21 protein-coding genes and 2 pseudogenes are annotated in these 21,387 nt (G+C 69.9%); 4 read left to right on the top strand and 19 right to left on the bottom strand.

Translation table 11 applies throughout. The annotated features are described in order from the left end of the window. Positions 1-131: 131 nt before the first annotated feature. From kynU to ACFWBW_RS00765, 10 genes are all read right to left on the bottom strand, one after another. On the bottom strand, positions 132-1,349 hold the full coding sequence (gene kynU, locus ACFWBW_RS00810; RefSeq protein WP_385367288.1) for a kynureninase: 1,218 nt from the start codon (positions 1,347-1,349) through the stop codon (positions 132-134). Further along, positions 1,342-2,190, bottom strand: a complete 849-nt coding sequence (locus tag ACFWBW_RS00805; RefSeq protein WP_385367286.1) for a tryptophan 2,3-dioxygenase family protein — start codon at positions 2,188-2,190, stop codon at positions 1,342-1,344. Before ACFWBW_RS00805 ends, kynU begins: the two co-directional genes overlap by 8 nt. 197 nt (positions 2,191-2,387) lie before the next feature. Then, a complete protein-coding gene (locus ACFWBW_RS00800; protein WP_385367284.1) occupies positions 2,388-2,801 on the bottom strand; it encodes a DUF3151 domain-containing protein in 414 nt (137 codons plus the stop codon). 127 nt (positions 2,802-2,928) lie between these two features. Further along, complete coding sequence (gene fbaA, locus ACFWBW_RS00795) at positions 2,929-3,951, bottom strand: class II fructose-bisphosphate aldolase (protein ID WP_243330679.1); 1,023 nt, start codon at positions 3,949-3,951, stop codon at positions 2,929-2,931. A gap of 254 nt (positions 3,952-4,205) precedes the next feature. Continuing rightward, complete coding sequence (pyrE, locus tag ACFWBW_RS00790) at positions 4,206-4,745, bottom strand: orotate phosphoribosyltransferase (RefSeq protein WP_327254118.1); 540 nt, start codon at positions 4,743-4,745, stop codon at positions 4,206-4,208. Between the two features lie 21 nt (positions 4,746-4,766). Next, entirely contained in the window at positions 4,767-5,555 is a 789-nt protein-coding gene (locus tag ACFWBW_RS00785) for an aldose 1-epimerase (RefSeq protein WP_385367281.1), read from the bottom strand. Between the two features lie 66 nt (positions 5,556-5,621). Continuing rightward, a complete protein-coding gene (locus ACFWBW_RS00780; RefSeq protein WP_385367279.1) occupies positions 5,622-6,524 on the bottom strand; it encodes a CoxG family protein in 903 nt (300 codons plus the stop codon). Positions 6,525-6,627: 103 nt separating this feature from the next. Beyond that, positions 6,628-8,307: a polyamine aminopropyltransferase gene (locus ACFWBW_RS00775; RefSeq protein ID WP_385367277.1), complete on the bottom strand. Its 1,680-nt coding sequence runs from the start codon at positions 8,305-8,307 to the stop codon at positions 6,628-6,630. Between the two features lie 146 nt (positions 8,308-8,453). After that, positions 8,454-9,029, bottom strand: a complete 576-nt coding sequence (locus ACFWBW_RS00770) for a DUF2617 family protein (RefSeq protein ID WP_385367275.1) — start codon at positions 9,027-9,029, stop codon at positions 8,454-8,456. 379 nt (positions 9,030-9,408) lie between these two features. Beyond that, positions 9,409-9,663, bottom strand: a complete 255-nt coding sequence (locus tag ACFWBW_RS00765) for a hypothetical protein (protein WP_385367273.1) — start codon at positions 9,661-9,663, stop codon at positions 9,409-9,411. Positions 9,664-9,792: 129 nt separating this feature from the next. On the opposite strand from ACFWBW_RS00765, the gene ACFWBW_RS00760 reads away from it, so the two are divergent. Beyond that, the gene (locus ACFWBW_RS00760; protein WP_385367271.1) at positions 9,793-10,977 is read left to right on the top strand and encodes a pyridoxal phosphate-dependent aminotransferase; all 1,185 of its coding nucleotides are present in this window, start codon (positions 9,793-9,795) and stop codon (positions 10,975-10,977) included. A 98-nt stretch (positions 10,978-11,075) separates the two neighbouring features. Here ACFWBW_RS00760 and ACFWBW_RS00755 read toward each other — a convergent pair whose 3' ends face one another. The 7 genes and pseudogenes from ACFWBW_RS00755 to ACFWBW_RS00725 form a co-directional block, all read right to left on the bottom strand. After that, a complete protein-coding gene (locus tag ACFWBW_RS00755) occupies positions 11,076-11,723 on the bottom strand; it encodes a hypothetical protein (RefSeq protein WP_385367269.1) in 648 nt (215 codons plus the stop codon). Positions 11,724-11,908: 185 nt separating this feature from the next. Continuing rightward, a complete protein-coding gene (locus tag ACFWBW_RS00750; RefSeq protein ID WP_385367267.1) occupies positions 11,909-12,874 on the bottom strand; it encodes an ATP-binding cassette domain-containing protein in 966 nt (321 codons plus the stop codon). Then, on the bottom strand, positions 12,871-14,388 hold the full coding sequence (locus ACFWBW_RS00745) for a PH domain-containing protein (protein WP_385367265.1): 1,518 nt from the start codon (positions 14,386-14,388) through the stop codon (positions 12,871-12,873). The genes ACFWBW_RS00750 and ACFWBW_RS00745 overlap by 4 nt, the downstream gene beginning before the upstream one ends. A gap of 35 nt (positions 14,389-14,423) precedes the next feature. After that, positions 14,424-14,936, bottom strand: coding sequence for a PH domain-containing protein (locus ACFWBW_RS00740; protein WP_385367263.1), 513 nt, complete (start codon positions 14,934-14,936; stop codon positions 14,424-14,426). After that, positions 14,933-15,259 (bottom strand): hypothetical protein, encoded by a 327-nt coding sequence (locus tag ACFWBW_RS00735; RefSeq protein ID WP_385367261.1) that lies wholly within the window; start codon positions 15,257-15,259, stop codon positions 14,933-14,935. The genes ACFWBW_RS00740 and ACFWBW_RS00735 overlap by 4 nt, the downstream gene beginning before the upstream one ends. 189 nt (positions 15,260-15,448) lie before the next feature. Next, positions 15,449-15,787 carry a LysR family transcriptional regulator gene (locus ACFWBW_RS00730; RefSeq protein WP_385367457.1) on the bottom strand — a complete coding sequence of 113 codons (339 nt, stop codon included), beginning with the start codon at positions 15,785-15,787 and terminating at the stop codon, positions 15,449-15,451. Positions 15,788-16,336: 549 nt separating this feature from the next. Further along, positions 16,337-16,510 (bottom strand): annotated as a pseudogene (locus ACFWBW_RS00725) (transposase); the annotation flags it as partial. 497 nt (positions 16,511-17,007) lie between these two features. Here ACFWBW_RS00725 and ACFWBW_RS00720 point away from each other — a divergent pair. Then, positions 17,008-17,178 carry an aureocin A53 family class IId bacteriocin gene (locus ACFWBW_RS00720; protein ID WP_385367259.1) on the top strand — a complete coding sequence of 57 codons (171 nt, stop codon included), beginning with the start codon at positions 17,008-17,010 and terminating at the stop codon, positions 17,176-17,178. Between the two features lie 942 nt (positions 17,179-18,120). Here ACFWBW_RS00720 and ACFWBW_RS00715 read toward each other — a convergent pair. Beyond that, positions 18,121-18,675 carry a Uma2 family endonuclease gene (locus ACFWBW_RS00715; protein ID WP_385367257.1) on the bottom strand — a complete coding sequence of 185 codons (555 nt, stop codon included), beginning with the start codon at positions 18,673-18,675 and terminating at the stop codon, positions 18,121-18,123. Between the two features lie 152 nt (positions 18,676-18,827). On the opposite strand from ACFWBW_RS00715, the pseudogene ACFWBW_RS00710 reads away from it, so the two are divergent. Then, positions 18,828-19,265: pseudogene (locus tag ACFWBW_RS00710) on the top strand (aminotransferase class I/II-fold pyridoxal phosphate-dependent enzyme); the annotation flags it as partial. A 190-nt stretch (positions 19,266-19,455) separates the two neighbouring features. Here the strand turns inward: ACFWBW_RS00710 and ACFWBW_RS00705 are convergent. After that, the gene (locus ACFWBW_RS00705) at positions 19,456-19,941 is read right to left on the bottom strand and encodes a prevent-host-death family protein (RefSeq protein ID WP_385367255.1); all 486 of its coding nucleotides are present in this window, start codon (positions 19,939-19,941) and stop codon (positions 19,456-19,458) included. A gap of 220 nt (positions 19,942-20,161) precedes the next feature. On the opposite strand from ACFWBW_RS00705, the gene ACFWBW_RS00700 reads away from it, so the two are divergent. After that, positions 20,162-21,367 carry a mannosyltransferase family protein gene (locus ACFWBW_RS00700; protein WP_385367253.1) on the top strand — a complete coding sequence of 402 codons (1,206 nt, stop codon included), beginning with the start codon at positions 20,162-20,164 and terminating at the stop codon, positions 21,365-21,367. Positions 21,368-21,387 lie beyond the last annotated feature (20 nt).

Here is a 21,387-nt window from a genome sequence, read left to right as displayed (position 1 = left end):
GTTTTCTGTTGCTCTGGCGGGGGGGGACGGTGTAAGCCCTGAAGGCCCCCCCTTGGGGTGGGTCGGAAGAGGCAGAGGGGGGGGGGAGCCGGCCCCCCCCCCCCGCGGTGATGTGACGTTTCGCTACCGGTTCACCCGAATATGTGACCCAGAGTGCGGGCCGCACGCTCCGCGTCGGCGAAGCCGACGTACAGCGGGGTGAATCCGAAGCGCAGGACATCGGGGGCGCGGAAGTCCCCGATCACCCCCCGCGAGATGAGCTCGCGCATGACCGCGTCCGCGTTCTCCGTGCGCAGCGACACCTGGCTGGCACGCTGTTCGTGCCCGGCGGGGGTGACCAGCTCGACCTTGCCCGCCGGGACGTACGCCGCCACGCAGTCGAGGAAGAAGTCGGTCAGCGCGAGGGACTTCGCGCGGACGTCCTCGACCGCGACCCCGTCCCAGGCGTCCAGGGCGGCCTCCAGCGCGAGCATGGACAGGATGTCCGGGGTGCCGACGCGCGCCCGCACCACGCCCTGCGCCGCCTCGTAGGAGGGGGTCATCGCGAACGGATCCGCGTGGCCGTTCCAGCCCGGCAGCGGGGAGTCGAAGGCGCTCTGGTGGCGGGCGGCGACGTACAGGTACGCGGGGGCGCCGGGGCCTCCGTTGAGGTACTTGTACGTACAGCCGACCGCGAGGTCCACCGCGTGCGCGTCGAGGCCCACGGGCAGCGCCCCGGCGGTGTGGCACAGGTCCCAGACGACGAGCGCCCCGGCGGCGTGCGCGGCCGCGGTGAGGCCGGGCAGGTCGTGCAGGCGGCCCGTGCGGTAGTCGGCGTGGTTGAGGAGGACCACGGCGGTGTCGGGGCCCATCGCCTCCGCGGCGGCGGCCGGGTCGACCGGGACGACGCGCAGGCCCGTCATCCGGGCCGCCGATGCGGCGATGTAGCCGTCGGTGGGGAAGGTGGCGGCGTCCACGAGCAGCTCGGTCCGGCCGGGGGCGGCCAGCCTGGCCGCGGCGACCAGGGCCTTGAAGAGGTTGACGCTGGTGGAGTCGCCGACGACCACCTGGCCGGCGGCGGCGCCGACCAGCGGGGCTATCCGGTCACCGATGCGCTCGGGGGCGTTCCACCAGTTGGCTTCGCCCTCGGTCCAGGAACGGATCAGGCGGGCGCCCCACTGCTCCGTGACGACCTCGGCGAGCCGGGCGGCCACCCCTGCGGGGAGCGCGCCGAGGCTGTTGCCGTCGAGGTAGACCACGCCCTCGGGGAGGGAGAAGCGGTCGCGGAGCTTGCCGAGGGGGTCGGCCGCGTCCAGGGCTTCGGCGCGGGCCACCAGGTCGAGGCTCGGGTCCACGTGCGGCTCAGACATGGCTGCGCGCCGTCCAGAGCTCCGGGAACACGTTCTTCTGGGCGCGCTTCTCCAGCCAGGTCACGCCGGCCGAGCCGCCCGTGCCCGTCTTCGCGCCCATCGCGCGCCGGGTGGCGACCAGGTGGTCGTTGCGCCAGCGCCAGACCAGCTCGGCGACGTCGGTGAGGACCTCGCCGAGGCGGTGCAGGTCGGGGTGGGCGTCCGGGGCCGCGTACAGGGCAGTCCAGACGGCTTCGACCTCGGCCGAGGGCTCGTAGCGCTGGGAGAGGTCGCGGTCGAGGACCGACGGCGGGACCGGGAGGCCGCGGCGGGCGAGGAGGCTCAGCACCTCGTCGTAGAGGCTGGGCTCCTGGAGGGCCTTCTCCAGCTCCGCGTGGACGCGCGGGGCGCCGCGGTGCGGGACCAGCATGGAGGCGGCCTTGTCGCCGAGCAGGAACTCCATCCGGCGGTACATCGCCGACTGGAAGCCGGAGCCCTCGCCGAGGGCGGCGCGGTACGCGTTGAACTGGCCCGGCGTCAGCTGGGCGAGGGGGCGCCAGGAGGAATTGAGGGCCTCCAGCTCGCGGAGGGATCGTTTCAGCGCATCCATCGCGACGGGGAGCTCGTCCTCGCGGAGCGCCTGCGCGGCGGTCTCCCACTCGTGGACGATGACCGTGAACCACAGCTCCATGACCTGGGTGGTGACCAGGAAGACCATCTCGCCCGGGTCGTCCGAGCGCAGGTGCTGGAGGTGGGTGAGGACGTCGGCCTGGACGTAGTCCTCGTAGGGGGTCGTGCCGGCGAAGTCGAGGTTCGGGGTGTCCGAACCGCCGTCTCCGGAGGCATCAAGGGCGTGCGACATCGCTGTCTCCTCGATACGTGCTTCCGGGTAGCGGTCCGCTCCTTCCGGTGAGGTGAGTGGAGCTCCGGTCCCCTGTCCGCATCATAAGACCGTCGTGCCGCAGGGCTTCAATAGTCAGTGGCGCACGTCACTTCCCGCGACCGGGCGGGCCCCGTGGGGGAACCCGCCCGGTTCCGGGCGCGCGAGGCCCCCGGGCCTCAGACCGCGAGGACGTCCGCGGCCGTCTCGGAGGAGTCGCGCAGGAAGGTCGAGCAGCGCTCGTACTCCTCCTTCTCGTCGATCGCACCGGCCGCGCGGGCCAGGGCGTTCAGGGCGCGCAGGAAGCCGCGGTTCGGCTCGTGCTCCCACGGCACCGGGCCGTGGCCCTTCCAGCCGGCGCGGCGCAGCGCGTCCAGGCCGCGGTGGTAGCCCGTACGGGCGTACGCGTACGACTCGACCGTGCGGCCGGCCGCGAAGGCCTCGTCGGCAAGGAGGGCCCAGGCGAGGGAGGAGGTCGGGTGCGCGGCGGCCACCTCGACGGCGGGGGTGCCCGCGGTGATGGCCGCGATGCCCGGCTCGTCGGGGAGGTGGGTGGGGGCGGGGCCCCCGAGGAGGTTCTGGTGAAGAGACATGCGCACCAGTCTGTCGGATGGACGGTGCGGAGATGCGGGAAGGGCCCGGCCCCGCCGTCCGCAGACGGTGGAGCCGGACCCTTCCGAAAAGCCGTTGCCGCGCGAGCCGCTGCGCGAGCCGCTGTTACTACTTGAGCTTGGTGCCCGTGGAACGCAGGTTCGCGCAGGCCTCGGTGACGCGCGCGGCCATGCCGGCCTCGGCGGCCTTGCCCCACGTGCGGGGGTCGTACTTCGACTTGGTGCCGACCTCGCCGTCGACCTTCAGCACCGCGTCGTAGTTGCGGAACATGTGGTCCACGACCGGGCGGGTGAAGGCGTACTGGGTGTCGGTGTCGAGGTTCATCTTCACGACGCCGTTCTCCAGCGCGGTGGCGATCTCCTCGGCCGTGGAGCCCGAGCCGCCGTGGAAGACGAAGTCGAACGGGGAGGACTTGCCGTACTTCTCGCCGACGCCGGCCTGGAGGTCCTTGAGGAGCTCGGGGCGCAGGACGACGTTGCCCGGCTTGTAGACGCCGTGCACGTTGCCGAAGGAGGCGGCCAGCAGGTAGCGGCCCTTCTCGCCCAGGCCCAGGGCCTCGGCGGTGCGCAGCGCGTCGTCGACGGTGGTGTACAGCTCGTCGTTGATCTCGTGGCTGACGCCGTCTTCCTCGCCACCGGTCGGGGTGATCTCGACCTCGAGGATGATCTTCGCGGCGGCGGCCTTGGCGAGCAGCTCCTGGCCGATGGCCAGGTTGTCGGCCAGGGTCTCGGCGGAGCCGTCCCACATGTGCGACTGGAAGAGCGGGTTGAGACCGCGGGCCACGCGCTCGGCGGAGATCTCGAGCAGCGGGCGGACGTAGCCGTCCAGCTTGTCCTTGGGGCAGTGGTCCGTGTGCAGCGCGACGGTGATGTCGTACTTGGCGGCCACGATGTGCGCGAACTCGGCCAGGGCGGCGGCGCCGGTGACCATGTCCTTGTTGTACTGGCCACCCAGGAACTCCGCACCACCGGTGGAGATCTGGATGATGCCGTCGCTCTCGGCCTCCGCGAAGCCGCGCAGTGCAGCGTGCAGGGTCTGGGTCGAGGTCACGTTGATCGCCGGGTAGGCAAACTTGCCTGCCTTCGCCCGGTCGAGCATCTCGTTGTAGACCTCGGGGGTTGCGATGGGCATCTGTCCGCTCCTTGGATGTGCGGGGAGTGTGCTTATTGCGGGCCCTGACCTGGGGGCGACGTTGCCGTCGTCCCCATCTTTCCAGACTCGCGCCCCCACTCCACCTCCGCGACGGCGCCTCGCTGCCCGATCCGGGTGGAGTGTTTCACGTGAAACACTCCACCCGACCGAAAAGATGCAGGTCAGGGCCTACTTACGGACTTTCGGGGACCTAAGTCACCAGTTGTACGGAAGCACGACCCACTGTCCGAGGGTTAGGACAAACCGAGGTCGTCGAGCTGGTAGCCCGTGAGGTAGGGCAGGCCCGCGGCCGCGATGGCACCGGCCGCGCCGCGGTCGACGATCGTCGCGACGGCGACGACCTCGCCGCCGGCCTCGCGGACCGCCTCGACGGCGGTCAGCGGGGACCCGCCGGTGGTCGAGGTGTCCTCGACCACCAGGCAGCGCTTGCCCTTCACGTCGGTGCCCTCGATGCGGCGCTGCATGCCGTGCGCCTTCTGCGCCTTGCGGACGACGAAGGCGTCCAGGCGCGCGCCGCGCGCGGCGGAGGCGTGCAGCATCGAGGTGGCGACCGGGTCGGCGCCGAGCGTCAGGCCGCCGACGCAGTCGAACTCCAGGTCGGCGGTGAGGTCGAGCATGACCTGGCCGACCAGCGGGGCGGCTTCGCCGTCCAGGGTGATCCGGCGGAGGTCGATGTAGTAGTCGGCCTCGCGGCCGGAGGAGAGGATCACCTTGCCGTGCACGACGGCCTTGTCCTTGATCTGCTGCAGAAGCGCATCGCGTACGTCACTCATGGCCCCGAGCTTAATTGGGCACTACCCGAGCCGCCGCCACGTCCACGTCGTGGAGATCTCCAGCGGGTCCACGGGGGTGACCAACTGCGGGAGGCTGTTCAGTCCGTTCGGCGGACCCGACTGCGGTTCCACGCAGACGGCCTCGGGCTGCTCGTCGTAGACGACCACCCATTCGGAGCGGCTGGTGACCTTCAGCTCCAGGGCGTCGGGCCACGTGAGGGTGACGTCGACCCCGTACGGCATGCCGAAGCAGTCGTCCCAGGGGCCGGGCTTGGGGTCGATGCGGTTGCCGGTGGGGAGGTGGTCGGCTCCGCGCTCCTCCTGCCAGGCGGCCTCGAAGTCGATGCGTACGTCGGACCCGCCGGGGGCGAGGTTGCGCAGGAACCAGGGGTGCCAGCCGGCCTGCGCCGGGAAGGAGTCCTGGTAGGTCTCGATCCCCATCGTCAGGGTCAGCGCGTTCTCGCCGAGTTCGAAGATCTGGGTGACCAGGCCCTCGTAGGGCCACGGGTCGGCGAGCGGGTACGTGAAGGCGGCCTCGGTGGCGGTGGCCCGGGCGCGGTGCCAGGCGGCGTCACGGCCGAAACCGTGGATGGCGTGCGGCGGGTGGTTGAGCGGAAGCTGGTGCAGGGTCGCGCCGTCCTGGAACTGCCCGTCCCTGGTCCGGCCGCACCACGGGACCATGGGGAAGGACCCGTAGTGCTCTCCCTGCCGGAGCAGCTCCGTCCCGTCGATGCGCAGACTGCTGATCCGGCAGCCGTTCCCCTGGTCGATGGTCACCTCGGCGCCGCCGGCGCGCAGTTGCGTACTCATGCCATGACCTTAGCCAGCCCGGCGGGGTGATCAGGGCCGTGCCGGGAAGCGGGCGAGTTCCCCGGGTCAGCGGCGGCGGCGCAGGGCGCGGCCCAGGAGGACCGCCGAGGCCAGAGCCACGGCGGCGGCCGGGGCGATCCAGCGGAGGTTGGCGTTCGCGGAGGCGGCGGTGGGGGCCGGGACCGGCGCGTAGCGGCCGCGCGGGGGCGCGTGGTCGACCTCCTCCGCGCTGCGGCCGATCATCGTGCGGCGGGCGTGCGCGGCCTCGGCCGGCGGGCGCGGGGGGCCGCCGAGGTCCCCGAGGTCGGCCGTGCCCTCGAAGGCGCCCTCCAGGAACGGGTCCAGGGACGGGGGCGGGACCTCGGTGTCGAACACGGACGCGGTGACCTCGGTGAACCCCGGGCCGGGATCCTCGCGGCCGTCCTGGTCCTCGTGGCCGTCCTGGTCCTCGTGGCCGTCCTGGTCCTCGTGGCCGTCCTGGTCCTCGCGGTCCTCATGGGAGTCGTGGGCCTCGTGGTCCGAGCCGGCGTCGACCGCGTCGACCGCGAGGGCCGCGAGGTGCCCTGCTGCGCGGTCCAGGAGGCGGTGTCCGGCCGTGGCGGCCGCGTCGGGGGCGAAGGCGGCGGCGCGGCCGTCGGCGGCGGACTCGGCGGTGAACTCCAGCCGGGTGCCGCCGTCCGCCTCGGTCAGGCGCAGCGCGAGGGTGAGCTTCACGGTCCCGCTCCCCCGCACCTCGGTGCCCTCTCCGGCGAGGGTGAAGCGGTCCGGGTCCTGCTCGGTGACGGAGAGGGTGCCGCGGTAGGTGACGGTGTGCCCGCCGACCCGTACCTTCAGCCGGCCGGACAGCGGCCCGGCCTCGGTATCGGCGTCCTGCTGGAGCCCCGGCACGCATCGCGCCAGCCGGGCGGGGTCGCGCAGCACGGCGCGGACGTCGGCGGAGGGGACCGGTACGAACACCTGATGCTCCATGCGGACGAGCCTACCGACGCGACCGCCCGGCCACGAGTACCCCGGCCACGCGTAACCCACCTACGAGCACCCCGCCCACGAGCACCCGGCCACGCGCGCCCGGCTACGAGTACCTCGGGTGCGGCAGCGTAGACGGCGGCAGGCCCGCCACCCGGGTGCGCTCCGTGTCCCGGGCCGCGTCGGCCAGGGACTGCGTGGACAGGGAGCGCAGGACGGGCGTCTCCCGGTCCACCCGCAGCCGGGGCACGCCCTCGCGGGCCGCCAGCACGAAGCCCCAGTCCTGCGGGAGCTTCGCGGCGGCGGCGGAGGCGGAGCCCGCGCCGAGCGCCCGGTCGGGGCCGGCGGCGAAGCCCGAGAGGCGGCCGCCCGCGCTGTAGGGCGCGGTGCGCAGGCCGGCCGCGCGCAGGGTGGCCTCGACGGTCCAGTAGGTACGGGGCCTGGTGCCCGGCGGCCCGGCGTGGACGGCGAACCGCCCGCCGGGGCGCAGGGCCCGCGCTGCCAGCCCGTAGAACTCCTGCGAGTACAGCTTCGTGCTCGGGGTGATCCCGGGGTCGGGCAGGTCGGAGACGATGACGTCGAAGCGGCCCCGGGCGGCGGGTGCGCGCAGCCAGCGGAAGGCGTCCTCGGTGACGACGCCGAGGCGCGGGTCCTCGTACGCCCGCTCGTTCAGCGCTGAGAGCATCGGGTCGGTCCGGGCGAGCCGCACGACTCCGGGGTCGAGCTCGACGACGGTGACGGAGGCGACGTCGCGGTAGCGCAGCACCTCGCGGGCGGCGAGGCCGTCGCCGCCGCCGAGGACCAGGACGCGGGTGTGCGGGCCGGTCATCGCGGGGTGCACGAGGGCCTCGTGATAGCGGTACTCGTCGTAGCCGCTGACCCGCAGGCGGCCGTCGAGGAAGAGGTCGAGGGAGCGCGGGGAGCCGGTCGGGGGCCCGGTGAGGACGAGTTCCTGGACGCCGGTCTGGACGGCGACGCGGACCTCGCCGCCGTAGACGGCGCGGCGGGCTACGCGCTCGAAGTCGTCGGCGAGGACGGTGGCGCAGCCCAGGACGGTGAGGACGGTGACGTTGACGGCGACGAGCAGCCAGCGGGCGCGGCGGCTCAGGTCCTGGCGGAACAGCCACAGGACGAGGCCGCCGCCGGCGACGACGTTGACGGTGCCGGTCAGCATGGCGCCGCTGAGCTGGCCGAGGACGGGCAGCAGCAGGAACGGGAAGGCCAGGCCGCCGACGAGGGCGCCGACGTAGTCGGCGGCGAAGAGGTCGGCGACGGCGCCGCCCGCGTCCTGTCTGCGGATGCGCTGGATGAGGACCATCAGGAGCGGGATCTCGGCGCCGATGAGGACGCCGATGGCGAAGGAGAAGGCGACGAGCGCCGGCCGGGACTCCCCCAGCCAGGCGAAACTGGCGTACAGCGCCATGGCGGAGAGCCCGCCGAGCAGGGCGAGGCCCGCTTCCACGAGGGCGAAGCCGAAGGCGGGCCGGCGGCGCAGGGCCTTGGCGAGCAGGGACCCGACGCCCATGGCGAAGACCATGACGGACAGCACGACCGACGCCTGGGTGACGGAGTCGCCGATGAGGTACGAACCGAGGGCGAGCAGCTCCAGTTCGTATACGAGCCCGCAGGCGGCGCAGATGAACACGGTGGCCAGGACCAGGAGTCGGCCGGTCCTGGGCCGTACGGGCAGGGCGGCCGGGAAGCGGGCCACACCACGCGGCTCCGGAGCCGGGAGGCGGCGCCACCGGGTGCGGAGCACCCCGCGCGGGGTGGAACGGTCGATCATGAAGCGAACCGTACGTCACCGCCTGCTCGCATCCGGTCACCCACATGGGTGTAAGTGGCGCACTGGTTCGGGCAGTTGGCGTAACCGCTCGGCAACTCCGCGACCCCGTGCCCCCGCGCCCCCCGGATCGGCGCCGGCGGCCCGCACTAGATCAGCACCGGCGCCTGCGCCCCCAGCTGCGCGGCGGCCGCCGCGCCCGCGCCGGTACCCGCACCGGCCGTCCGTACGCCGACCCGGGTGCGGGTGGCCACCAACTGGCCTTCCTGCGGGTACGCGTGCCAGGTCCGCCAGCGCACCTGGCCCTCGTAGCGCTGCGCGAGCATGGCCGTGAAGGCGTGCGGACTGCCGGGGAAGGTGCCGGCGAGCCCGTTCGGGTGGTCCGCGACCAGCGCGAGCAGTTCCTGCGCCCGCCCGGCGAAGGAGCCGCGCGAGAGGTTCTCGACCCGCGCGGCGAACTCGTACTCCCAGTCGCCGACGCGCTTGGCCACGCCGAGCGGAAGCGGGGTGCTGCTGCCGGGCATACAGGCGACGGTCTCGGAGCAGAGCACGTCGCCCTCCTCCAGGAGCACCTGGTGGGAGGCCCCGAGCAGGCGCAACTCCACTTTCGCGCCACCCAGTTCGAGGTTCAGTACGGCCAGGGCGGGCAGCCGCTCCCGACCCAGGGCCCAGGCGAGGTCGGCGGCACGCGTGTCGGTATAGGTGGTCTGGAGGGTCGTGAGCATGAGTCGGCTCCGCAAACGCGCGAGGGAGATGGGCCGGGGCCCGCCAGCGGTAGTCAACGGGTGGGGGGACACCGGCACGGGTCCACAGGAAGTCCAGGGAGGTCCGAGGACTGGTCTACTCAACCGAGGGAATCATGAAAGGCACGGCACTCACAGCGTTTTTACCCAAGTTGCAGGGGTTTACATCCCCTCGGGGGCTACACAGTTCACGTGTTCAACGACATGCCGCCCGTACGCCGTAATGCGCGGCCGTGACGTCCGAACAAGAAGACGCCCGACGGAAGTTGTGCCCGGCGGGCGCCTCACGTATGCGGGACGCGGTAGGAAGGGTGGTCCGGCGTCGGAAGCCATGGATCCCATGGCTCCATGCTGCCCCGTGTCAGCTGGAACCGCATCCTCCGCCGCCGCCGCAGGAGGACGAGGAGCTGCAGGAGGACGAGGAGGAGCCGCACGAGGAGGAGGAACCTCCCGAGTCGCCCCCGGCCCACCAGCCCCCGCTGCTGCTGCCACTGCTGCTGCTACCGCGGCCGCTGCCGCCGCTCCCGCCACCGGCGCGGCTGACCTTGACCACCAGCCCGACGATCAGCGCGGCCACCACGGCCACCACCACGAAGATCACTATTCCGAGGATCATCCCCCGACCCCTCTCTGGCTCCCCCGGTACCCCGGGGTGCGGGATCCCCTTCGTCCCGCGTGCTGGGGGGATGCCCGCACCGTATGCGGCCCAAAGCACACTTGAGCAAGTCCAGAGCTTCCCCGCAGGATGGCGCTCATGAGCGCTCCCGCACCCACCAATCGCCCCTTCCTCAACCGCAAGCTGGCGGCCTTCGGCACCACGATCTTCGCGGAGATGTCCGCACTGGCCACCGCCACCGGGGCAATCAACCTCGGCCAGGGCTTCCCCGACACCGACGGCCCCGCCGAGATCGCCGAGGCGGCGGCGCGCGCGATCCGCGACGGCCGGGGCAACCAGTACCCGCCGGGCCCCGGGGTCCCGGAGCTGCGTACGGCGATCGCCGCCCACCAGCAGCGCTTCTACGGCCTGGCCTACGACCCCGACACCGAGGTGCTCGTCACCGCCGGGGCCACCGAGGCCATCGCCGCCTCCCTCCTGGCCCTGCTGGAGCCGGGCGACGAGGTCATCGCCCTGGAGCCGTTCTACGACTCCTACGCCGCCTGCATCGCGATGGCCGGGGCCGTCCGGGTGCCGCTGACCCTGCGCGCCCCGGACTTCCGCCTCGACGTGGACGCCCTGCGCGCCGCGGTCACCCCCCGCACCCGCCTCCTGCTCCTGAACACCCCGCACAACCCGACGGGCACCGTCCTGACCCCCGCCGAGCTCGCCGCGGTCGCCGAGCTGGCCGTCTCCCGCGACCTGCTGGTCATCACCGACGAGGTGTACGAACACCTGGTCTTCGAGGGCGCCCACACCCCGCTGGCGGGCCTGCCGGGCATGCGCGAGCGCACGGTCACCATCTCCTCCGCCGGCAAGACCTTCTCCTTCACGGGCTGGAAGGTCGGCTGGGTGACGGGAACGCCCGAGCTGGTCACGGCGGTCCGCTCCGCGAAGCAGTTCCTGACGTACGTGTCCTCGGGCCCGTTCCAGTACGCGATCGCCGAGGCCCTCGCCCTGCCCGACGCGTACTACGACTCCTTCCGCGCCGACCTGGCCGCCAAGCGCGACCTCCTCTCCGACGGCCTCGCGGCGGCCGGCTTCGAGGTCTTCCGCCCGCAGGGCACCTACTTCGTCACCACCGACATCACCCCGCTCGGCGAACACGACAGCGTGGCCTTCTGCCGGGCCCTGCCGGAGCGCTGCGGGGTGGTGGCCATCCCGAACCAGGTGTTCTACGACGACAAGGCCGCCGGAGCCGCCCACGTCCGCTGGGCCTTCTGCAAGCGCACCGACGTCCTGGAGGAGGCTGTTTCCCGTCTTCAGCGATGGTGAGTACCCCTGCCACTGCCCGCTGATAACCCCATAAACGCAGTTGACCCCGGCGGTGGTTGCACACCCCGGGGCCTCCTCGCCAGATATCCTCGAACCGTTTATGCGTCACGCCGACGCATGGACGCAGCCGCCCAGGCGGTGAAAACGGCAGACCACACCAGGAGAGCCAACACCGCGCCGACCCATTTTCCGGTGTTGTCGGCCGTACCCAGGAGGATCGTCACCGCTCCTCCGAAGCTGTAGTCGGAGAACGCCGACGGGAGCACCTGGGTCGGGATCGCCATCAGGACGATCGTCACCACGATCAGCAAGCCCAGGATCGCGAAGATCGCTCCGGCGGAGCTGCGGAGCAGGCATCCGAGGCTGACGGCCGAAACGCTCACGGCGGCCGTGGCGACCACCGCACCGGCCAGGCTCAGCAGACTGGTCGAGTTCGTGAAGGGTGTCCACAGCGGACCGGGCGTGAGGGCCAGCCAGCTGGCCACTGCCGTCACCAGGAGCGTGGCGCCGACCAGCACGGTAGCGGCACCCGCGACCACGGTGAGCTTGGCGGCCAGTACGGGTGTACGCCGGGGTGCAGCGGCGAACACGACGCGGATCGTGCCGTTGCCGAAGTCGCTCGCGCCCGCCACCGCGCTCATGGCGGCCACCAGGAATATGGAGAGCTGCATACCCAGGAGGGACGTGGTGATGAAGTCCGGCAGTGCGTCGGTCGCGGACCGGGCGGCATCGGACTTGGTGGCCATCGCCACGGAGATACTGATCCCGGCGGTGCATATGACCGTCAGGATCAACAACACGACCAGTGATCGCGCCGTCCGCAGTTTGATCAGTTCACCGCGTACAAGGCCGGCGAAGGAGAGCTGGTGGGGCGGCGGAACATGCCTCTGCGCAGGGGCACCGACATCTGTTGCCGTAGTCATCGTGCGGCTCATCTCATTTCCATCTTCACGGCGTCCGCCGCGTCGGATCGGGATTGTTGGGGGGCGCTGACGTCGCGCCCGCGAAACGTCACCGAGTTGGCGGTGAGTTCTATGTACGCCTCCTCCAGCGAAGCCCGCAGAGGGACCAGCTCGTGCAATCTGATGCTGCGCGACGCGGCCAGATCGCCCAGTTCCACCGCGGTCAGTCCGTCCACCCGGAACGACCCGTCCGGCTCACTCGACATGTTCCCGCCAGTGGAACGCACCAGCCGACCGAGCTCCTCGTCCTGTGGAGTGCGTACAAGAACACCCTGGGACTTGCTGCGGTGGATCAATGAGCTAACGGCTTCGTCGGCGATCAGCCGCCCCTGACCGATAACGACCACATGGTGCGCGGTCAGGGCCATCTCGTTCATCAGGTGCGAGCTCAGCAGCACCGCTCGTCCTTCGGCCGCCAACCTCTTGACCAGGTTGCGCATCCACAGGATGCCGTCTGGGTCCAGCCCATTGATGGGTTCGTCGAACATCAGGCTCGACGGGTCCGCCAGCAGGGCTGTTGCGACGCCGAGGCGTTGGGTCATCCCCAGCGAGAAGCCACCGATGCGGCGGTCCGCGACCTCACCGAGGCCAACCATGTCCAGCACCTCGCGAACCCGCGATGCGCCGATCCCCGCCGTCGCCCCGGCGGCCTGCAGATGGCGGAACGCGGAGCGACCCGGATGCCCCGATTTGGCGTCGATCAACGCCCCGAGGGCACCCATCGGATTGCGGTGCTGCGCGAAGGGAACGCCGTCCACGAGGATGGTCCCGCTGTCGGGCCGCGTCAGTCCCAGGATCATGCGCATCGTGGTGGACTTCCCGGACCCATTGGGCCCCAGGAACCCGGTGACGATCCCTGGCCGTACCGTGAAGGAGAGGTCGTCGACAACCGGCTTCCCGCCGTACTTCTTGGTGACTCCGGCTACTTCGATCACGCCTTCTCCTCGTTTCCGTGAACGGTCGATCCGCTCGTCGTCGCTTCAATGAATTGGTCCATCAGCGCCGGCCTGCTCACCGGCACCCACAGTCGGACGGCTCGCGAGTCGTACACCCCCAGGCACACCGCCCCGACCGACAGCCGGCCGGTCACGGGTAGCTGGTAGGAGTCGGCGAAGTACACCGAGTCCCACGGAACGACGTAGTGGGTGACCCAGAGGAAACCCCGGCGAAAATGGAGCACGGCGTTCTCCGGGTCGAGCGCCGCCGTTGCCCAGCAGTAGTTGACCGCGGCCAGCAGCATGATCGCCACGGCGGCCATCAGGGCGACCGCCCTGACCGGGGACATGGCGGTCGCTGCCGACGAGGTCATGGCGAACGTTGCCGCAGCCACCCCGATCAGGCCCCATCGGAGGGGGCGGCTCACCTTGGGGGGCCGGTCCGCCGCAGCGGCGTACGCCGGAAAGTGGCTCCGGATGCTGTCTCGCACGCGTTCGAGGCGCGCCGCCGGAAAGACGATGTTCGCGCCGATCCGTTCACCGGACTGCCGGGACACGAAGGCCAGCCGCGCGTACCCCGTGACACACATCAGAGGATTCCGCTGGATCCTGACCCCGCCGACCTGAGATCTGGGCATCTGCCGCGACTCCGCGGAGATGAGGCCACCGGACATGGCGAATGCCCCGGCCCTGATGCGGACTTCGAACGACCGGTAACGCAGCCAGGCGACGAGCATCCCGAATGCCATCGCCACCGACCCGAACACGGCCACGGCGGCCACCACCAGCACCCACAACGGCCCCGGTATGTCCGGGATAGCCGGAAGGACCGGGGAAAGCGGCAAGAGTGCGGCGGCGTTCTCGTAGAGCCCCATCAGGAATGGAAACAGCAGCACGAACTGCCCGTAGGTAACCGAGATCAGGAGATAGTCGCGTCTGCGGATCCGATAGATCAGGTCGCCCGAGTCCACCGGGTGGGACCCGACCCGACTCGCCAGGGCTGATGCGCACTCGGCCTCCGCGGATCCGCTCCGGTCCTCGGCAACCGTGTCGACCACACGACTACGAGTACCGGGTACCGGCGTGTCGCGGGACGGACGAACCCGGCCGGCTTCGAAGTAGTCCTCGATCTCGGCAGCGACGGCCTGCGGGACCGCCTCGATCGCCAAGTTGGCCTTCGACTCCGTGCCGATGCCGATCAACACGCGCGAACAGCCCAGAAGTCGCGCCACCGCCGATCGGGAAACTTGGACGGAGACCACCTCTGACCAGGCGAGCGAGGTGGAACGCCGCACCCAGAAACCCCTGTCGTAGCTGATCCCGCCGCTATCCACGGAGAACCTGGTGGTCCACCAGTCCACTCCCAGACTGAGCACGATGATGCCGACTACCAGCCCGTAGACCGTGTCCACCGAGATTCCGAACACGTCCGGCCACCTGGTCCGGATCGACAACCACGCGATGGCAGTGGGGACGATCGTGGTCGCGTGCTCAGCCACACGGATCGCGAACATGGCCGGACTGTTGCGATGCTTGTGGAGTGTCCCCGTCATGGGGAGTGCTCGCGGATGATCTGCTCGAACCGGTTGGCCTCGGCCTGTGACAGCGGCCCGATGGACCGTGACTCGACGATCGTTGCCGTCCTGACGGTGAACAGATTGAACCATCGCAGAATTGGACCTTGACGGGTCTCGCAATACAGGATGCGAGACAGCGGATATACCTGGCGTCGCTTCCACAGGCGGCCCCGCTCGACGATGACGCAATCAACTGTCAGCGTGTACCGGGAGTACCGGTAACGGAGCGGAATCAACACGAGGGCGTCGAGCAACGCGAAGGCGAGAGCTGCCGCCGCCAGGAAGTAGATCCATCTGCGCCACTCTGGTGGAAGCGGTGAAAATTGGGACAGGATGGCGGCGAGGACGATCACGATGACCATGCCGACCGCGTTTTCTACCTGCCAGAAGAGCACAGACCGCTTGTCCAGTTGCCGCGCGGCGGCATCCGGTCCCACGGCAGCCAAGGTGTCCTTTTCAGACTCAGCTGGCGTCCGCGCGCTCATGACGTCCGACGCGTCGAGCCCTGGGACCCGCCTGTCTCGGCCTTCCTTCTGGCCTGTCGAGCACTTACCCATATCCAGAGCAACATCACCAGGGCCGCCGCCGACACCAGGTAGTGCCGGCCCAGCTCAAGCCGGCCCTGCATGATCAGCACCACGACGACAACGGTCCACAGGCAGGGCACCACGGCGCCCAGCCAGACCGGGCCTCTACGCGCCATGATCAGGTGCAAGCCCAGCACCGCCAGGACCGCCGCGGTCACCGCGAGAAGGGCAGGATTTTGGAACATCAAAGCCTCCGTTCGAGCTTGATAGAGCGACGGCATGCAACCGTTCAGCTGGTCAACGGAGAGTCACAGTCATCGAATTGATTGTGACTCTCCGTTGTGAAAATGAAGGCCATCGAGGGTGACTTGACACCTCAACGCCTCACGCAGGGGCAGATTACTGGATCTCTGCCTTGATCTCCGAATACCGGCTGAACATTTTCCCTCTACCGTCCGGGCGTCAAATTGTCAGCCGAATTGACGAACGTTCCTTGCCGAGCCGCCGCCATTGACATTCGCATCATGCGGCCGTCGTTTGGTCGTCCCTTTGGAGTCCCCCAACGGCAACGACTTGAGCTCGGCGGTCATCCGCAGCAACTGTTCCGAGATTTCGAGTGCTTTCCGGCCTGCGCCGGTGAGGCGGAATCCTCGCACCTCTCGCTCGAAAAGCTCCAGCCGGCAGACCTTCTCTACCTCTCGAATGTGGTACACCACAGTTGACTTGCCGTATTTAAGTCTCTTGGCGGTTTCTGTAATGCTGCCGGTCGAGGCGGCTACCACAAATGTATACAGCATGACTGTATTCACGTACTTTTCCCCCGTGCGATTTATCAGGTCCCACCAAAGCCGCGATCCCCCAATGATCACGACATGATCGGTCGGGTGTGGTCTAGGCACCCGACTCGAACAAACAGCATCTTCGCCAGTCAGGAGCGCCGGAGTGCGGCGACCCGCTGACCGGCAGGGTCTTATTTCAACAGCACCGCGACCGATCGTCCCACCCCCCGGTGGGATCCGTCCGGTCGCGAGTCTTTCGGCGGCGATTGGAATAGATGCCTGGGCAGCGTACCGGAAGACGGGCCAATGGGCAGGGCCGTAAATCCAGGGGCATTGCGCAATTCGGGCTTGCCGGATATATCCGCGACATCCCGTCACGTGACGGTCGGTACGGATCTGGGGCGGAACGCAATGCAGGCACGCACCTGCCTGGCGAAAACCGCCCCGGACGGCGAACCGGCCACTCGGATGACCCAGGGTGTAGCGGACGTGGCGGCCGTGAAAGGAGCCGCGGATGATGTGGGGCTGACGTCGGCGTCTGCGGAGGAACCAGCGTGTCTCGGCGGCGAGTTCGACCTGGCTCCCGGCTCGGTGGCCCTTGGGCAGGCTGCGCTTGAGGTCAGCGTTGAGCAGCTCGCCGGGGCTCAGCTCCGGCGAGTACGGGGACAGGTAGTGCAGCTCAATGGCGTCGGGATGGGCGGCGAGCCAGGTGCGGACCGTCTTCGAGCGGTAGGCGGAGCGCCCGTCGACCACGGGGTGGACCTTGTGGTCGACGTGCCCGACCAGCCGCTCACCACCTGGCGCACGGCGGCCTGCTTGGCCTCGCCCAGCACCTAATGGACCACCGCCGGACGGCCCTTCGGCCGCGAGAGCAGTGCGTCCCGGCCCTGCCCTGCCGCCAACGCGGCCACCGCCCGCAACCGCAGAACCTCCTGCACCGACGGCGACAGATGCCGCGCATCCCCCACCAAATCACTCAGACCCAGCCCAACTACCCAGAATCACAAGCGTTTCGGATCCATAGCGGACGTTTTGCTCCCCTTCGACTAGATGTGCCCGCCGCCCTTACCAGCCCCCATGAACCGATGGCAATGGGTGCAGGACAATTTCGCTCTTAATGGATCGGGTGATCATCCCGGTGTTAGCTTCCAACTCCCAGTCAGGAACTGCACGTTCGTGACTGATTCTGACGACAATGCACCCGCCTCGGGCAGCGTAGAAGCGTCATATAATTTTGGAGGTATAGGAAAATGGGTTGGCTTAAGCTGGCATGGGAAATCATCAAGGTCGGCGGCAAGTACGGCTCCAAGTTCGCCAAGTGGGTGTGGGCTAACAAGGCCACGATCCTGAAGTGGTCGAACGCTGGATACACCGTTCACCAGATCGTCACCATGATCGCCCAGCTCCTCGGCATGGCCTAGAAACTCACTTAGGGCCCCAAGGGCACTAAGTGCGCAACCGGTCAGCTGGCATTCGGAGAGTCACAGTCATCAAGTTGACTGTGACTCTCCGTTGTTACATGAAGGCTGTCACCCAACTCGAAGTTGCTTGCGCTCTTCGTGCGCACGGCGCGATGGTCTCGGGTTGAGGTGCCCCAGCCACTCCTCGCGAGTGAAGCCGGGCGGGATTTCAAGGGCGGGCCTGCACGCCTCCGTTGCTTGTCATCGAAGGCCAGGTGCAGGAGAACCCCTCGGGCAGCAATCGCCGCGCCCACGAGACCTGGCTATGCCTGACGGCAGCGTTCTGCTCGACAGCGCCCGTCGGGAGGCGCGCCTTTCGGCGCAGAGGGGTAAAGCCTGGTACTGCGGCGTGCGGGAACCGGTCAAGTGCGACCCGCGCACATCCAGTCTTGTCTCCGGTACCGAGCAGATCCGTCAACTCGCGGGTGTCTGACGTCCACAGCCGTCCCGTCGCCGTCACGGGGCGGCCGTCCCGTCCCGCCCGCTCGGTGAGTCCGCGCAACTGCGCCACCGTCGTCGACGCCTCGGCCGGCTGGCGCAGTTCGTCGCCCTGGGGCAGTGCGACGGGCAGTTGCGGCTCGGCGCGGGCCGAGCCGCACAGCGCGCGGCCGGTCAGCCGCCGTTCCGTGATTGCGTCGAGAGCCTGGAGTGAGGGGCCGCGTGGGCCGCCAACCGGGCGGCGTGCAGATAGCGCAGCAGCGTGTCAAGGGCGTCGGAGCGTTCCGCCCCGAGAAGCTCGGTGACGTTGGGGCCACGCGGTCGACCAGCAGCCCACGCGCGGCCTCGAACTCCTCCTCGGCCTCGGGTTCGAACCTCATCCGCATGCGACTCGTCCCACCTGTTCGCAACAGTCCTTGCGATGACAAGCCACCGCCGGATCGCGACCAGGAACTCGGCCGCGAATCAGCCGGCGTTCGCCTCGAGCTCCGGACGCGGAAGTTCGTCGAGGTCGAGGGTGAAGGTGCGGCCGTCGGCCAGGGGGATGGGGAGCTTGCCCGTGCCGTACTTGTGCGTGTGTGCCGCGATGTAACCAGTGTCGGTCGGCTGGGTGTGGAGGACGACTTCCTGGGCGTAGGGGTCCACCACCAGGTAGATCGGAATGCCGTAGCGGCCGTACTTCGCGGTGCAGTCGTCGTAGTCCTTGCGTGCGGAGGAGGTCGAGACGACCTCCGAGATCAGCAGGACGTCTTCGAAGCTGTAGCGCTTGCCCTCCCGGCGGGCATCCTCGCGAAGGATCGCCAGATCGGGGGCGGAGTTCTCGTCGGCGGGGAAGTCGATGTAGACGTCGGAGGTGACCTTCGCGTGACGGCCGAGGGCGAGAGCGGAGTCGATCTGCATCGATCGGATGGTGCTGGAGTGCTCTTCGCTCTGCGGGGTCATGATCACCTTTCCGTCGGCCCCGAACAGGACCGTGTACCCCTTGGGGAACTCGGTGTGCACGATCGCGTCGACGCTCATGGACGGCTCCTTCCCGTGTGTGGTCAGCATACGACGGACAGTGCCCCGCGACGGAGCCCTGTGCTACGCCTGTGAGCTCGGTCCGGGTAGGTTCTGCGGCCGCCCCGGCTCGGGCGTGCCGAGCGGCACGCGAATAGGCGTACGAACAAGGAGTCGGCTGGGTGACGGGAACGCCCGAGCTGGTCACGGCGGTCCGCTCCGCGAAGCAGTTCCTGACGTACGTGTCCTCGGGCCCGTTCCAGTACGCGATCGCCGAGGCCCTCGCCCTGCCCGACGCGTACTACGACTCCTTCCGCGCCGACCTGGCCGCCAAGCGCGACCTCCTCTCCGACGGCCTCGCGGCGGCCGGCTTCGAGGTCTTCCGCCCGCAGGGCACCTACTTCGTCACCACCGACATCACCCCGCTCGGCGAACACGACAGCGTGGCCTTCTGCCGGGCCCTGCCGGAGCGCTGCGGGGTGGTGGCCATCCCGAACCAGGTGTTCTACGACGACAAGGCCGCCGGAGCCGCCCACGTCCGCTGGGCCTTCTGCAAGCGGACGGTTGTATTGCAGGAGGCGGTTGAGCGCCTCGGTCGGCTGGCCCGCTGAGAGCGGGCCAGATGGACGTGCGGGCATGGGCCCGGCCTTCCGGCCGGAGCCTGTGCCGCACGGGAGCTACGAGCTACTCGGTGTCCTTGGGATGCCGAGTGGACGCGTAGACCAGAATGACGGTCGCCGTTTCCGGGCTGACCAAATAGCGCACGCGTCCGCCACTCGTGACTTCGAACTCCCTTCGGGCTCACCCGCCCACCTCGACCGGCCCCAGGTCATCCCCGTCGAGCGGACGCAGAGCTTCCTTGAGCTGCTCCGGATCCGCGTTGATACGAGCCGTCGCCCTCCAGGAGACGAGCGCGCGGTGCACGGCCTCCCGCGCACCCAGCTCCGCCGCATCGGACAGCGCTTCCAGGAGTTCCACCGTGAACGCACGCATCTCTGCGTCGTCCAGGTGCCGCACCCAAGGGAAGACTTCGGGCAGCGCCAGCAGGAGCGACCGGGCTCCGTCATCGTGCTTCATGAGCGCGAGGAAGAGCCGGGATGCCGTCGTGAGGTTCTCCTCGGTGCGCTCCGCATGCACGGCCGTCGTCAGCACCATGTCGGGCGCGTCCCGATGCGTGACACGCAGAGCACCGAGGGCGGCGGCCCGGGCGGCTACGGCCTTCGGGTTTCTCGACAGATCCGTGAACGAAACCGATTCGGGCTCGGCTCCCAGGTAAGCAAGGCTCATACTCAGACTGTACTCAGATTGTGTTCTGAGTGCCAGAGTTTTCCCTGGTGCTCCGTGCTCATGCCTTGCCCTTCTGCAGCGCACCGACGTCCTGGAGGAGGCGGTGGAGCGGCTGCGGCGGCTCTGAGAGGTCGATCCCGGGGGCTCCGCGGCCCTGTCGTCGTAGTGTTTCCCCATGCGTGGCGACTCCGGCCGCGAGCCCCCCAGGAAGTCGGGACCCATGGCGACGGAAACGCTGTCGAACGGTGCACGGCCCGGGCGACGCACCGGCCGGGTCGGCCGGGACGGCCGCGCCCGCCCGTCCCGCCGGATTCCCGGCGCCGTCCTCGCGCTCGGGGTGTACGCGGCCCTGCGCGGGGCCGGGGTGCTCGCGGTCGCCGTGGCGGCGCGGTGGACCGGGCGCAGCCCCGTACGGGTGCTCGGGGAGTCCTGGGACTCCGTCTGGTACCTGCGGATCGCCGAGCACGGCTACGGGCGGACCCAGATCTATCCCGGCATCGGGTCCGTGCAGAGCGACTCCGCGTTCTTCCCGCTCTACCCCGTGCTGATCCGCTGCGCCTCCGCCGTGCTGCCCGGCTCGCCGGCCGTCGCCGCGCTCGCCGTCGCCTGGATCGCCGCGGGCGCGGCGGCCGTCGGGGTGTACCGGGTCGGGGCGCACCTGCTGGGGGCCCGCGCCGGGCTGCTGCTCGTCGCGCTGTGGGCCGCGGTGCCGCACGCCCTCATGCTGACCCTCGCCTACACCGAGGCCCTACTGGCCGCCTTCGCCGCCTGGGCCCTGTACGCCCTGCTGCGCGGCCGCTGGGGGTGGGCGGCGGGGCTCGCCGTGCTCGCGGGGCTGACCCGGCCCACCGGGATCGCGGTCGCCGCCGCCGTGACGGCCGCCGCCGCGTACGAGATCTGGCGGCGGCGGGGCCGCGCACCCGCGGCGGTGTGGGCCGCCGGGCTGGCCGCTCCCGCGGGCTGGGCCTCGTACGTCCTGCTCGTCGGCGTGCGCCGGGGGGATCCGCTCGGCGGCTACTTCGCCGTCCAGAGCGGCTGGGGCTCGCGCTTCGACTTCGGCGCGGGGGCGCTGCGCTCCGCGCGGCACGCGGTGTCCGGCATCGGGCAGGTGGAGCTCGCCACGACGGTGACGGTGGTCCTGCTGACGGCCGCGCTGGTGCTCGCGGGGCTGCTGGCGGCCGACCGCCGGATCCCGCTGCCGCTGCTCGTGTACACGGGCGTGCTGCTGGTCATGACCTACGGCGGCGCGGGCTTCTTCGAATCGAAGCCGCGCTTCCTGCTGCCCGCGTTCCCGCTGCTGCTGCCGGTGGCGGCCCTCATGGCGAAAGCCCGGCCGCGCACCGCGGTCGTGGTGACCGGGGTGCTGGCCGGGCTCTCGTACGGATACGGGCCGTACCTGCTGCTCGCGTCCGGGGTGGCGCCGTGAGGGTGGCGCTGTGAGGGGTC

This window comes from Streptomyces sp. NPDC059957 (genome assembly GCF_042730015.1).
In the GTDB taxonomy this organism is placed as follows: Bacteria; Actinomycetota; Actinomycetes; order Streptomycetales; family Streptomycetaceae; genus Streptomyces.
The sequence above is the reverse complement of the archived record's forward strand: the minus strand, read 5'-3'. Positions and strand labels throughout refer to the sequence as shown.

Bases quoted from the DNA above. Each gene is read 5' to 3' on its own strand.
- kynU (WP_385367288.1), bottom strand. From the start codon at position 1,349: ATGTCTGAGCCGCACGTGGACCCGAGCCTCGACCTGGTGGCCCGCGCC.
- ACFWBW_RS00805 (WP_385367286.1), bottom strand. From the start codon at position 2,190: ATGTCGCACGCCCTTGATGCCTCCGGAGACGGCGGTTCGGACACCCCG.
- ACFWBW_RS00800 (WP_385367284.1), bottom strand. From the start codon at position 2,801: ATGTCTCTTCACCAGAACCTCCTCGGGGGCCCCGCCCCCACCCACCTC.
- fbaA (WP_243330679.1), bottom strand. From the start codon at position 3,951: ATGCCCATCGCAACCCCCGAGGTCTACAACGAGATGCTCGACCGGGCG.
- pyrE (WP_327254118.1), bottom strand. From the start codon at position 4,745: ATGAGTGACGTACGCGATGCGCTTCTGCAGCAGATCAAGGACAAGGCC.
- ACFWBW_RS00785 (WP_385367281.1), bottom strand. From the start codon at position 5,555: ATGAGTACGCAACTGCGCGCCGGCGGCGCCGAGGTGACCATCGACCAG.
- ACFWBW_RS00780 (WP_385367279.1), bottom strand. From the start codon at position 6,524: ATGGAGCATCAGGTGTTCGTACCGGTCCCCTCCGCCGACGTCCGCGCC.
- ACFWBW_RS00775 (WP_385367277.1), bottom strand. From the start codon at position 8,307: ATGATCGACCGTTCCACCCCGCGCGGGGTGCTCCGCACCCGGTGGCGC.
- ACFWBW_RS00770 (WP_385367275.1), bottom strand. From the start codon at position 9,029: ATGCTCACGACCCTCCAGACCACCTATACCGACACGCGTGCCGCCGAC.
- ACFWBW_RS00765 (WP_385367273.1), bottom strand. From the start codon at position 9,663: ATGATCCTCGGAATAGTGATCTTCGTGGTGGTGGCCGTGGTGGCCGCG.
- ACFWBW_RS00760 (WP_385367271.1), top strand. From the start codon at position 9,793: ATGGCGCTCATGAGCGCTCCCGCACCCACCAATCGCCCCTTCCTCAAC.
- ACFWBW_RS00755 (WP_385367269.1), bottom strand. From the start codon at position 11,723: ATGGCCACCAAGTCCGATGCCGCCCGGTCCGCGACCGACGCACTGCCG.
- ACFWBW_RS00745 (WP_385367265.1), bottom strand. From the start codon at position 14,388: ATGTTCGCGATCCGTGTGGCTGAGCACGCGACCACGATCGTCCCCACT.
- ACFWBW_RS00740 (WP_385367263.1), bottom strand. From the start codon at position 14,936: ATGAGCGCGCGGACGCCAGCTGAGTCTGAAAAGGACACCTTGGCTGCC.
- ACFWBW_RS00735 (WP_385367261.1), bottom strand. From the start codon at position 15,259: ATGCCGTCGCTCTATCAAGCTCGAACGGAGGCTTTGATGTTCCAAAAT.
- ACFWBW_RS00720 (WP_385367259.1), top strand. From the start codon at position 17,008: ATGGGTTGGCTTAAGCTGGCATGGGAAATCATCAAGGTCGGCGGCAAG.
- ACFWBW_RS00715 (WP_385367257.1), bottom strand. From the start codon at position 18,675: ATGAGCGTCGACGCGATCGTGCACACCGAGTTCCCCAAGGGGTACACG.
- ACFWBW_RS00705 (WP_385367255.1), bottom strand. From the start codon at position 19,941: ATGAGCCTTGCTTACCTGGGAGCCGAGCCCGAATCGGTTTCGTTCACG.
- ACFWBW_RS00700 (WP_385367253.1), top strand. From the start codon at position 20,162: ATGGCGACGGAAACGCTGTCGAACGGTGCACGGCCCGGGCGACGCACC.